At 27.4% G+C, this 12,990-nt stretch carries 13 protein-coding genes; 5 read left to right on the forward strand and 8 right to left on the reverse strand.

What is annotated here, in order from left to right:
- The 8 genes from UDIV_RS02035 to ytpR form a co-directional block, all read right to left on the reverse strand.
- A partial coding sequence (locus UDIV_RS02035; RefSeq protein WP_038102632.1) for an ABC transporter permease subunit occupies positions 1-1,456 on the reverse strand: 1,456 nt, incomplete at its 3' end.
- A gap of 2 nt (positions 1,457-1,458) precedes the next feature.
- Positions 1,459-2,622, reverse strand: coding sequence for a PstS family phosphate ABC transporter substrate-binding protein (locus UDIV_RS02040; protein ID WP_051749446.1), 1,164 nt, complete (start codon positions 2,620-2,622; stop codon positions 1,459-1,461).
- 11 nt (positions 2,623-2,633) lie between these two features.
- A complete protein-coding gene (gene metG, locus UDIV_RS02045; RefSeq protein ID WP_038102635.1) occupies positions 2,634-4,178 on the reverse strand; it encodes a methionine--tRNA ligase in 1,545 nt (514 codons plus the stop codon).
- 15 nt (positions 4,179-4,193) lie between these two features.
- The gene (locus tag UDIV_RS02050; RefSeq protein ID WP_038102637.1) at positions 4,194-5,429 is read right to left on the reverse strand and encodes a replication-associated recombination protein A; all 1,236 of its coding nucleotides are present in this window, start codon (positions 5,427-5,429) and stop codon (positions 4,194-4,196) included.
- Complete coding sequence (gene rsmI, locus UDIV_RS02055) at positions 5,419-6,273, reverse strand: 16S rRNA (cytidine(1402)-2'-O)-methyltransferase (RefSeq protein WP_038102639.1); 855 nt, start codon at positions 6,271-6,273, stop codon at positions 5,419-5,421. The genes UDIV_RS02050 and rsmI overlap by 11 nt, the downstream gene beginning before the upstream one ends.
- Before the next feature lie 20 nt (positions 6,274-6,293).
- Positions 6,294-6,836, reverse strand: coding sequence for a ribonuclease M5 (gene rnmV, locus UDIV_RS02060; protein ID WP_038102657.1), 543 nt, complete (start codon positions 6,834-6,836; stop codon positions 6,294-6,296).
- Positions 6,823-7,896 carry a ribose-phosphate pyrophosphokinase gene (locus UDIV_RS02065; protein WP_081847812.1) on the reverse strand — a complete coding sequence of 358 codons (1,074 nt, stop codon included), beginning with the start codon at positions 7,894-7,896 and terminating at the stop codon, positions 6,823-6,825. Before UDIV_RS02065 ends, rnmV begins: the two co-directional genes overlap by 14 nt.
- An 8-nt stretch (positions 7,897-7,904) precedes the next feature.
- A complete protein-coding gene (gene ytpR / locus UDIV_RS02070) occupies positions 7,905-8,507 on the reverse strand; it encodes a YtpR family tRNA-binding protein (RefSeq protein ID WP_038102642.1) in 603 nt (200 codons plus the stop codon).
- A gap of 129 nt (positions 8,508-8,636) precedes the next feature.
- Here ytpR and UDIV_RS02075 point away from each other — a divergent pair, with 129 nt between their 5' ends.
- From UDIV_RS02075 to UDIV_RS02095, 5 genes are all read left to right on the forward strand, one after another.
- A complete protein-coding gene (locus UDIV_RS02075) occupies positions 8,637-9,494 on the forward strand; it encodes a DegV family protein (RefSeq protein WP_038102645.1) in 858 nt (285 codons plus the stop codon).
- Positions 9,494-10,447, forward strand: a complete 954-nt coding sequence (locus tag UDIV_RS02080) for an NAD(P)/FAD-dependent oxidoreductase (RefSeq protein WP_038102648.1) — start codon at positions 9,494-9,496, stop codon at positions 10,445-10,447. Before UDIV_RS02075 ends, UDIV_RS02080 begins: the two co-directional genes overlap by 1 nt.
- Before the next feature lie 64 nt (positions 10,448-10,511).
- Complete coding sequence (locus UDIV_RS02085) at positions 10,512-11,345, forward strand: DNA adenine methylase (RefSeq protein WP_038102650.1); 834 nt, start codon at positions 10,512-10,514, stop codon at positions 11,343-11,345.
- Positions 11,332-12,087 (forward strand): DNA-methyltransferase, encoded by a 756-nt coding sequence (locus UDIV_RS02090; protein ID WP_051749448.1) that lies wholly within the window; start codon positions 11,332-11,334, stop codon positions 12,085-12,087. The genes UDIV_RS02085 and UDIV_RS02090 overlap by 14 nt, the downstream gene beginning before the upstream one ends.
- Positions 12,077-12,990, forward strand: a 914-nt coding sequence (locus UDIV_RS02095) for a DpnII family type II restriction endonuclease (RefSeq protein WP_051749450.1), incomplete at its 3' end; no start/stop codon positions are given. The genes UDIV_RS02090 and UDIV_RS02095, both read left to right, overlap by 11 nt.

The raw sequence follows: 12,990 nt of genomic DNA on the forward strand, positions 1-12,990 counted from the left end.
CTAATCCAAACATCCCAAAGATAATTGATGGTGTTGCCCCAAATGAATCAATAAAGAAAATAGCCATTTTCTTAAACCATTTATCTTTAGCATATTCATTTAAATAAATAGCAGCAAATAAAGCAATTGGTAAACCAATTATGATTGATATAAAGATAATAATTAAGGTGTTAAGTGTTGCTTGTCCAGTTGTATTTTTAGTATATTGAACAACTGTACTTGTATTTAAGTTAATAGCTCCTATTCCATTGATAATAATATCTAATGAGATTCAAACTAAAAAACCACTAGCTATTAAAAATGAAATGGTTTCAAATGTTATTTTATTAATACTATAAAGTAATCTAAATTTTCTGTTTTGGATTCGATCTCTAATAAAGATACTTAAATTATCTAAGTGTTCAACAGATAATTGATGTTTTGGTTTATATGTTAGTTTTTCATATAAATTACCAATTTGATTAGGGATAAAGAAAACAAAAGTAGCTATTGCTTTTTCTAGTTTAATATATCAATGATATTTACTTTTCTTCTTTTTAGTTAAATAAGTAACTAAACCATTTAAAACCATAATTACAAAGAAAAGGACAATTCCAAAGACATATAAAAGTCCTCTTAACTCTTCTCCACCATTTTCAGCAAACATATTAGCTGATATTACAGCTCCTAATGGACGAAGGGTTGATTTAAGAACTTCAACAAATCCAGCATCAAAAACATTAACATATCCTTGATCACTTAAAATCATACTGATTGCCATTGTTTCACCAAGTGCTCTACCTAATGAAATGATGATGGCAATAATAATTCCACCCTTAGCTTCTTTTTTAAAGATCTTATAAATTGATCTAGTATAAGAGCTACCCATTCCAATACCATTTTCAATTAAACGCATATCAATTGAATCATAAGTAGCTAAAGTTAAAGAGATGATTGTTGGTAAGATAATAAAACCTAACATTACAAAAGATGTAATGATGTTTTGAGCACTATGCACTCCTAAGATTAAAGATAGTGCTGGACCTAGTGATTGTAAAGCAAATAAACCAAAGATAACAGAAGGGATTCCTGATAAGGTTAATAAAATAATCTTTAATCACTTTTGAGCTTTTTTAGATTTAATTCTAAACTTAATAAAAGTAGCTGTTTTAATCCCGATAGGAGCAGCAAATAAAATAGCACCAACTGATACTAATAAAGTAATAGCTAAAGGAAACCAAACAGATGCCCCTTTAGTAGTATCAGCTAAATTAAATTGATCACTAAATAAAATGTTTTTAATTCCATAAGCTTTAAACCCAGGAATTGATTGAACAATAATAAAAATAACAAGGCCAATAAATAACAAAGAAAAAAGTCAAAGAAAAAGAGCTGAGCAGATTTTACCAACCCGCTCGCTTGCACTTTTATTCTTTATTAATTGCTGATGGTTATTATCTGTTATATTTTTTTGCATACTTAATTTTCAACAGCTCCAAAGACTTTCTTTTCTCTTTGATCTAATAAATCAAGATCACTAACAAAAAATAATTTTTTAGCTAATTCTAAATTATTGTTTAAAGATGTTTCATTATCTAAAATAGCATCTTTTTTAAACATACTTCTTTTTTGGTTTCATGATAAAGGAATAAAACCAGCTTCTTCTATAATTGTTTGAGCTTGTTTATCAAACATCAATCACCAAATAAAATCCTTAACACTTTCATTTTGTTTTTGATTAAGACTAAAAACTAAATTAAAGGGACGATATCATTTATATGTATTACCAACATTAATTGTTGTTTTGTTATCTTTAATATCAAATGGTAAAGTCGCTTTATTAGTATTAGGATCATTTAAATAAGCTACTTTAAACCCATTATCATTGATTTCTTTAATGTTTTTTAAAACATATCCTGTTGATAAAAAACCAACAGCTCCATTGATATTATCAGTTCGTATAGCAATCCAAGCTTGTGAGTTGGCTTCTTCGGTGTTTTTGGTTAATTTACCATAAACTCCTGTGTGCATTGCTTCATAAACATTATGATCTACATCTTTTAATTTAATAAAAGGATTGTTTTTTATAAAGGCTTCAGTTGTTCCTGATGCATTTGCTCCTCCTGTTCTTGAATAAGGAGTTATTTTAATATCTGGTAATTGATTATCTAAGTCTTTAAAAGAAACAACATCAAACCCAGCAAATGCTTTATATAAAGTAGCTATATTAGATTTATTTAAAACTAAATCTTTATTACTTTCATTAAGTTTATAAATAATAGCGATTCCATCTCAAGCCATAGTAAAAGATTTCATTTCATGATCTTTTCATTTCATATAATTAGTTGCTTTGTTTTCAACTAATTTAAGGTTATGATCATAATTAACAGCTCGTGAACTCATTCCTAGATGTTTTTTAAGATTAAGAGCTGAATTAATACCAACAGATGAACCACCAGCGTTTGCAATTACATCGCTTGCTTTATAATGATTACTTAATTGGGTTAATAAAGGAAGAACTGACGAACTGCCTTCACTATAAATTAAAGTAGTTTTAGTGAAATCAATTGATATTGCAGCAATAATAGCAGCACAGCTACTTACTGCTAATGTCCCCAATAAAATTTTATGTATTAATTTCATACTAAATTCAACTACTCTTTTGTGTTAATTCTAACAAAAATCGGGTTTGCTTCATTAACAAGATGATCATCAAATAAATGATCATTATCAATTGCAGATAGTGTTATAATTTCTGGTTTAAAATTCATTTGAGCACAAACTTGTTTATAACCTTTTGTTAAAACCGGAGATAGTAATACTGTACTTGTATGAATTACTTTTACTAAAGTATTCATTAAATTAGCTAATTCTTCGTTTTGATTATTTTTAGCTAATTCTCAAGGTTTAGATTCTTCAATTAATTTATTAGCATCGTTTAAGATGTTTTGAACACATAAAACAGCTTTATCAATACTAAAGTTATTAATATGATTAATTAATTGTTCTTTATTAGTTTGTATAGAATCATTAATTATCTGATTGACTTTTGTTAATTTAGGTACTTTATAGTTAAAGTATTTCTTTAACATTCCAATTGTTCTAGTGACCATATTTCCATAGTTATTAGCTAAATGAGTATTAAAGGTTTCTATTAAATTTTGATCACTAAAAACAGAGTCTCTAAATAGACCTAAATCTGACATTAAATAATATCTTAATGCATCTGATCCATAATTAGCTATCACTTGAACTGGATCAATTACATTCCCTAATGATTTAGACATTTTTCCTTCTTTAGTGATGATTCAACCATGAGATAGAATGGTACTTGGTAATCTAATTCCTAGATCTTTTAAAAAGATTGGTCAATAGATGCAATGAAATCGAGCAATTTCTTTAGATAGTAAGTGGACAATTTCTGTATTATCATCACATCAAAAATGTTTAAACATTTGATCATTTACTGATAAATAACCAGTAGCTGTTACATAGTTTAGTAATGCATCTAATCAAACATAAATAACATGAGAAGGGTTTTCTATAATAGGAATCCCCCAATCAAATGTTGTTCTTGAAATACTTAGATCTTCTAAATCATTAATAAAGTTATTAACTAGTTCATTAACTCGCTCAGAGGGAAGAATAAAAGAAGGATTATTTGAATAATAATCTTTTAAAAATTGAGCATTTTCACCGATTTTATAAAAATAGCTTTCTTCATTTCTTTGTTCCAATTTATGATTTAAAGAACAATAAGCAACATCATCTTTATATATGATGTTTGCTTCATTATAGTTTTCTTCACAAGAAACACAATAATAACCTACTCAATTCCCTAAGTAGATTTTATTTTGTTTTAATAAATAACTAAAAGCTTTTTGAACTGCTTCTTCATGTCCCATTTCTGTTGTTCTTATAAACTTAGTCATTTTAATATCTAAACGAGATCATAAATCTAAGAAATAGCTAGCTATTTGATCAACAAGAGCTTTAGGAGATGTGTTTTGTTCTTCTGCTTTTTGTTGGATCTTTTGTCCATGTTCATCCATTCCAGTAACAAAGAAAACATCATAACCAAATAATCGTTTATAACGAGCAAGTACATCAGCTATGACTGTTGTATAGGTGTGACCAATATGGGGTTTACCAGATGAATAATAAATTGGTGTGGAAATAAAGAATTTCTTTTGATTCATAAGTTATCCTCCTTACTAAGAATTGGATGTTGATGTAAATTTTTTATGAATTAAATTAAGTTGTTGTTCATTTTGATTATTTTGAGCTACATAATATTTTTTATTAACTAATTCTTTTGGTAAATAGTTTTGTTTAACATAGTTATTAGTAAAGTCGTGTGGGTATTTATAACCAAACACTCCTAGTTTAATAGCTGAAGCATAGTGTGAGTCACGAATGTGATTTGGGATTGGATAGTTTTTACCATCTTTAATATCAGCAAGAGTTGATTGTGTAGCTAAATAAGTTGAGTTTGATTTTGGAGATAAGCTAATTTGAACTACTAAATTAGCTAAGATTTTTTCATTTTCTGGATGCCCTAAATATTTTGATGTATTAATTCCTTGTTCTACTCTTAAAGCTAAATTAACATTAGCTAAACCGATATCTTCATAAACACAAACTAACATCCGCCGATAAATGGCATCAAAATCACCAATTTGAATTAAACGCATTAGATAATATAAACTAGCATCAGGATCACTACCACGTAAAGATTTATGAAATGCTGATTTTAGATCATGAATTTCATCTCCATCAGAGCTTCCTAAAGCATACTGTTCTTGCATTATTCTTTCTAATAAAGATACATCAATTTGTTTTTGTTCATGATAAAGTAAACTAATTAATTCTAAAGTATTGATGATGATTCTTAAATCTCCATTAGTTTTGTTAACAATCATCTCTAAAGCAGCTTCACTAAAGATTTGATTTATATCAACTAGACTTTTAAGTTTTTGTTTGATCTGAAGACCTGTTAATGGTTTTAGAGTTAAGAGTTGACATCTACTTCTTAACGCTGGATTAATTACAAAAAACGGGTTTTCTGTAGTTGTAGCTATTACTTTAATTTTTTGAGCTTCAATAATAGGTAATAAAATATCTTGTTTATCTTTGTTTAATCGATGGATTTCATCGATTACTATAATGTAATTAGTTGATTGATTAGCTAATTCAATGATGTTAATTAATTTCTGTTTAGAATCAATTACTGGATTAAAGAAACTATGAGCAGTGTTTAAATCTTTAACCAAGACCTTAGCTAATGAGCTTTTACCTACTCCTGGTGGTCCATATAAAATTAAATTAGATACTACTTGATGATCAACCATTCTTCTAATTAAGCCTAGATCATCTAATAAATGGTCTTGACCAATAATATCATTAATTGTTTGTGGTTCTTTTAATTTTTTAACTAAATTACTTAACATCTTTTTTTACCATTAGATAATAAAGTTCACTTGCAGAACCATTAATAATTTTAGCTACTTCTTTACATGCTTGTTTTAGTTTAACTTGATGAGTGTGCATATAAATTTGGATTTGTTCAATTAGATTTTGTTCATTTATTAATTCTTCTTGTTCAACTGAAACTGGGTTGTTATAATCAATAACAATTACAAATTCGCCCTTTTCAAAGATTTCAGGAATTGATGAAATTCTACCTATATAGTGGGTTTCATTTTTCTTAGTTAATTCCCGACCAATGAAAACAACTACATCTCCTAATACTTCTAAGATATCAGCTAAAGTTTTTTGGATGCGATGAACTGCTTCAAAAACAACAAAAGTTGTATTAACGTTTTTAATTTCATTTAATCTAGTTTTTCTTTGATTAGATGTTTTTCCTAAAAAACCTAAGAACATAAATGATGTTGAACAAAAACCAGAAGCAACAAGTGCATGCATTACTGAACTTGGACCATTAATAACTTCTATGCCAATGTTATTTTCATGACACGCTTGGATTAATCCATATCCAGGATCGCTTATTGTTGGATATCCTGCATCACTTACTAATACAGTTTTATGAGAGGTAATCCATTTTAAAGCTTCATTAATTTTTGATTCTTCATTAAAGTTATGAAAACTAATTAATTTCTTATAATCAAAGATGTTTAATAAATGAAGTAATTTAGCTGTTACTCTAGTATCTTCACATAAAATAACATAAGCTTCATTTAATGTATTAATAACTCTAGCTGATGCTTCATTGATATTACCAATTGGTGTTGCTACTACACTTAAAATATGTTCTTTTTCATTTAACTTCATTTATACTCACCTTCTTTTTATTATTTTTGTTTAAGTAGATTTAATATGTCTTCAAATGTTAATTGCATCATATTTAATCGTTTAAATAGTTGTTTATGATTAGTGTAACTAATCTTTAATTGGTTACATAAATCAATTCTTTTTTGTTTACTATTAAGTTCTAAATTTAGATATTGGACTCAACTTATAGTTTCTTTAAAATCATTAATAAAACTAACTTTATTAACTAAAGCATCAATAATAGCTTGATCATAAGCTTCAGCTATACCACACTTCTTTTTAGATGTGTTTAAATCCTTTTTAGAAATAAAACAATTTAAAACATCTGTTTGTAAATAGTTATTGATGATTCTTCTAATTCGCTCTCCTTGATAGTCTGGATCTAAAAAAAGAATAACTTTACGATTTTGATTTACTTCTTTAATTAAATTAAGGGTTTGTTTAGAGATTGATGATCCATTAGTAGTAATAACATCAACATCAAAGAGTTGTTTTAGTTTGACTTCATCAGTTTTACCTTCAACAACAATTACTTCTTTTATTTTTGGTTTATTTTGAACCATAGTTGTTACGTTTTTTAATAAGGATTTGTTCTGAATTTTCATCATGAACAAACGACATTGATCCTTTACCTATTGAATAAATATCAATACATTTAGCTATAGCTTCTGAAACTGAAACTATTTCTAATCCTTCAAAAGGTGTTGTTTGTATTGTGTCTGAAATATATACCTTATCGACTATTTTTTGTTCAATCGATTGCTTAAAGTTTTCTTTAGCATTCTTGTTAAATAGTCCATGAGTAGCAATAATAGTAATTGATTTAGCTCCTTTTTCTTTAACAATTTTAGCTGCACCTAAAATTGTTCCCCCAGTATCGATCATATCATCAACAATAACACAATCTTTATTAGCTACATCTCCTAAAACATTATTGATTTCTACTTGGTTATTACCTGAACGTCGTTTATCAACAATTGCTAAGTTACATTCAAGAGCTAAAGCAATTTCTCTTGCTCTTTTAACACATCCATAATCAGGAGAAACAATTGTGATATTATCTGGATCACCTCTAAAATCATCCATGTATTTAGACATGATGATTCAAACAGCTTCTAGTGAATCAAAAGGGATATCAAAGAACCCTTGGGTTTGTAATGAGTGGATGTCTCAAGTTAAAACCACTGTAGCACCTGCAGATTCAATCATTTTAGCAACTAATCGACCTGTAATTGGTTCTCTTGCTTTAGCTTTTCGATCTTGTCTTGCATATCCATAATAAGGAATAACAACAGCAATTTTACGAGCTGATGCACGTTTACATGCATCAATTGCAATTAATAATTCCATTAAACTATCATTAACTGGTTTACTAGTTGACTGGATTAAAACAACATCCCGTCCACGAACTGGCACTTTTGGAGCAACAATAATTTCTCCATCAGCAAATTTTTCAATTCGCATTGGTGATAATTCAATGCCAAGGTGATTAACTATTTTCTCAGCTAATGGAAGTGAATTAGAAAGACCAAATACCATAATGTTAGATGATTTAGTATTTTCTAATGGTTTATTAACTTCATCAACTTGTTCTTTTTTCTTTCTACTAAAAAAACCGTTCATAACTATACCTACTTTAAATTACTATAAACATCCTTAATTAAACTACCAACAACAGTTGATGGATCTAGTTCAATAATTCCAACTGGATTATAACCAATTAGATTTAATTCTTTTTGAGAACACAACATTCCAAAAGAAGGAATGTTCATTAATTTAGATGGTTTAATTAAATCTCCATTTGGCATCATAGTATTAACTGTAGCAACTGCTGTTTTTAAACCAACTCTTGCATTAGCTGCACCACATACAATTTGTAATTGATCATAACCAACATCAACTAAACATTTTTGTAAGTGTGTTCCTTCGATTACTTCTGCACTTTTGATCTCTCCACAAACAACACCATGAAACTCTTCGTCTAGTTTAAAATCAATCTGAGCTAGCTCATTAATTCTTGATATTAACTCTTGTGTTGGATATAAGTAATTACTTGTTAATAGTTCCTTATCAAAATACTTATCAGCATTAAAAATATTGCACCCTACCAATGAATCATCATTGTATAAAAGTACAACATCTAATGATATATTTTTTATATTGTTAACTACATCAGAACGATAGTTAATTACTAAGTTTTTGTTCAAACTTTGTTCATTATAATAGATATACATTAATTCATTAACTCCACTATCTTTGTATAATTATACAATGTTAGTTATATGCAAATTAAATTAATCTTGTTAATTTGTTATATATAGTTATATTTTGTATAATAAGAATATTATCAACTGGAGGTCATTATGAAAACTGCTATTTTAATTGATACAGGAGCTAATGTTTTAGAAAATAAGCATGAAAATGTTTACTGAATCCCAATCTCTTTATTGATTACAAAAGACAATAAAGAGATTGATTGTGAAGATGTTAAAGATGTTTCTCAACAGCAATTACATGATTTAATGATTAATAAGACACCAATTAAAACAAGCCTTCCTCCTCCAGGTAAAGTAATAAGTTATATTGAAAATTTATTTGAAAGTTATGATCGAGTAATTGTACTTACTCTATCATCTGGAATTTCAAGTTATTTCAAATCTTTAGATTTAATCAAAAATGAATTCAAAGATAAGAATTTAGTATGTATTGATTCACGATCTGTTTCAATGGGTATTTTATGGATTGTTGATCAATTAAATGAATTATTAAAAACTAATCCAATGATTAGTGATAGTGAACTAGAAAGTTTTGTAGCTGAGCTAACAAAAAGAATTGTTGGCGGGGTTATTGTTTCTGATTTAAACCAGTTAATAGCAGGGGGGAGAATTAAACGATTTAAAGCAGCAATTGCTAAAATGCTTAAATTAAAGTTAATCATTAGATGAAATGGTGAACTTGAGTTTATGGATAAAACTTCTTCATTAAACACAGCTATTGATAAACTTTTAGATATTATTAATGATGCTAATCAATACAAGACTAAAGGTATTGAAAGAATCACAATTTTAACTGATTTTACTGAAGAAACACAAATCAATGAACTAAGAAGTACAATTGAACAAAAAACAAATAGTAAAGTAGCTATTTCTTATTTACCAGGTTGTATTTATGCCCATGTTGGTCCGAAGAATTTTGCAATTTTAATAGAAGCTAAAGCATAATGAAACAGTACGATGTTGTAATTATTGGTAATGGTCCTGTTGGAATGTTCACTTCTAGTATGGCAGGATATTATAACTTATCTACACTAGTTGTTGAAAACCAGCACGAACCAGGGGGACAGGTTAGTAAGTTCTATCCTCAAAAACTAGTTAAAGATATTCCAGGCTTTACTAGTATCTTAGGAAAAGATTATATTAATGGACTTAAAACTCAACAACAAGCTTATAGTGAACTAGTAGAGGTTTTATATAATATTCAAATCACAAGCTATCAACAAGTTGATGGTTTATTTTATTTATTTAATGATTCAAACCAATGTATTGCTATTAGTAAATACATTATTTTTGCTTACGGTAAAGGTTCTTATGAACCAATCCGTTTTGAAATCAACAAACAAATAGTTGACTTTGATAATATCTCTTATCATCTAAATCCTAACCTTGATTATAATAACAAGCACATTGTTATCTTAGGTGGAGGAGATTCTGCACTTGATAGTGCTGAATGAATCAAAACTAATTTTAGTTCAGCTTCAGTTAGTATCATTGTTCGTAAATCAATAGCTGGTAAAACATTAAATGAAAATGATTTTAAAAGATTAAATATCAACACTTATTTAGATCAAACAATATTAGAATGTACTAATAATTCATTAACTATTGAAGACAATACTACTAAACATCTTCAAACACTTAGTTTTGATCGAATTTTAGTTCAATATGGTTTTAAGTTTAGTTCAGAAAAGAATCCATTTAGTAGTTGAAATGAACTAAAATTTGATGCTACTAATAAATTAGTGGTTAATGAACAATATGAAACATCTTTAGCTAATGTATATGCAGTTGGTGATTGTGCTACACAAAGTGGTAATCCATTTTATTGTATAGTAAGTGGGCAAGCCCAAGGGTTTAATGTTATTAATACAATTAAAAAACAATTAAATACTAAATAATTATTGATGGTTTATTTTAATTAATAAATAAAAATATCATCATAAAAACAAGAGGATTAACTTAATGTTTAATAAGGATTTAACACCTTTTATAAAATGAGTTGGTGGTAAAAAACAATTAATTGATGAGATAGAAAAAAGACTGCCTTTAGAGTTTAATAATTACTATGAACCGTTTGTTGGGGGCGGAGCTGTTTTATTTAGCTTAACACCTAAAAAAGCATTCATTAATGATATCAATGAAGTATTAATAAATGCTTATAAAGTAATTAAGAATAATCCTTATCAATTAATTGAAGCATTAGAGAAATTAGATAGTATTGATTGTACTAAAGAAGTTTATTACCAACTAAGAAATAAATTCAATAACAAGATTTTAGCTAAAGAGTTTGATGTTGAAAACGCTAGCTTGTTTATCTTTTTAAACAAAAAATGTTTTAATGGATTATATCGGGTTAATTCAAAAGGATTATTTAATGTTCCTTATAACAATAAGGTTAAATGTAACTCTTATCAAAAGGATAATATTTTAAACATAAGTAAATATTTACAAAATGTAGAAATTACTAATCTTGATTTTGAAGAATCATTAAAGAATGCTCAAAAAGGCGATCTTATCTTTTTAGATAGCCCATATGCACCACTAAATCCTACTTCATTTGAATCTTATACAAAAGAAGGATTTGATTTAGACAACCATGTTCGATTAGCTAATCTTTTTAAAGAATTAGATAAAAAAGGTTGTTATTTAATGCTAACTAATCACAATACTGATTTAATAAGAGAATTATATTCTGATTATCAAATTGATGTTGTTGATGTTAAAAGAAATATCAATAGTAAAGGCGATAAAAGAACTGGAGAAGAAGTAATTATTACTAATTATGAATACAGATAAAATTACTTTATATCATGGGGATTGTTTTGATATTCTACCAACTATAAAAGAAGAGTCAGTTGATCTAATTTTTGCAGATCCTCCATACTTTTTATCAAGTGGTGGAATCTCTTGTTCTAGTGGTAAAATGGTTTGTGTAGATAAAGGAGATTGAGATAAGAAATCTTCTGATATACAGATGCACGCTTTTAATAGTAAATGAATTTCAGAATCTAAAAGAGTATTAAAGAAAAGTGGAACTATTTTAATTTGTGGTACTCATCATAATATTTATTCAATCGGAATGGCACTTATTGAAAACGGTTTTAAAATATTAAATAATATTACCTGACAAAAAACAAACCCACCACCTAATTTATCTTGTAGATACTTTACTCACTCAACAGAATACATTATATGAGCAAAAAAAGATGCAAAAGCTAAACACACTTTTAACTATGAATTAATGAAAGAACTAAATAATAACAAACAGATGAAAGATGTTATTACTGGTCCTTGCATTAATAGAAAAGAAAAAGAGTTTGGTTATCATCCAACCCAAAAACCTCTATACTTACTAGAGCATTTGATTTTAGCTATTACAAACCAAAATGATTTAATTTTAGATCCGTTTTCTGGAACTGGGACAACTTTAGTTGCTGCTTATAAAACAAACAGAAAAGCAATTGGTATTGAGATTGAAAATCAATACATACAGATAACTAATAAGAGATTAGATAAAGAGTTTAATAATGCAAAATAATTACAATAAGATAAAAGAATTTGTTGAATCATTACTATCAACAAACCGCAGCTATGATTTTTTTGTGAATTGAGACAACATTAAAGAAGTTGCAAAACATAGTGTTGAATTACACGCTATGAACTCTTTAATTAGATGCGATGATTTTAAAAATAAATTTTATGAACTTTTAGATAAAATACCACAAGTCATTACAACATTTCCATTATTATTTGCTCTATCTAAAAACGAAAGACTACAACTTGAAAAATCTAATAATGAATTAGAAATTAATGATTTTTCTACTAAAACTATTGAAAAATTTAGATTTGATCCAACTAAAGCAAAAGATGGACTAAGTGAAACTGATAAAGCTAGATATTATCACTTTTTTATCAAAATAGGTCTTAAAGAACTTTTTGATAATATCATTGAACAAAACATTGTTGACTATGTAATAGGTGTATTAGTTGGTTTAGATACAAATGGGCGGAAAAACAGAAGTGGTATAGCTTTTGAATCTATGTGTGAAAAAGTTATAAGACCAATTTGTGAAGAATATGAAATCACACTATTTTCTCAAAAACAGTTTTCACATCTAAGTAATTACGACATTATTGTTAACAAATACATTAGTAACCGAAAAGCTGATTTTATCTTAATAAAGAACAATATTATTTTAAATATTGAAACAAACTTTTATTTTGCATCAGGTTCTAAACCTGAAGAAATTGTTGATAGTTATATCAATAGGAATCAAGAATTAAAAGAGAATAATATTGAGTTTATTTTGATTACTGATGGAAATTGTTGAGATAATGAAGACAAGGTTCAATTAAACAAAGCTTTTGATAATATTAAGATTATGAATTATACAATGGCAGATAATGGTTATTTAAAAGAAACAATTAAAGAGGTTTTTAT

The sequence above is a fragment of the Ureaplasma diversum NCTC 246 genome (assembly GCF_000731915.1).
GTDB lineage: Bacteria > Bacillota_I > Bacilli_A > Mycoplasmatales > Mycoplasmoidaceae > Ureaplasma > Ureaplasma diversum.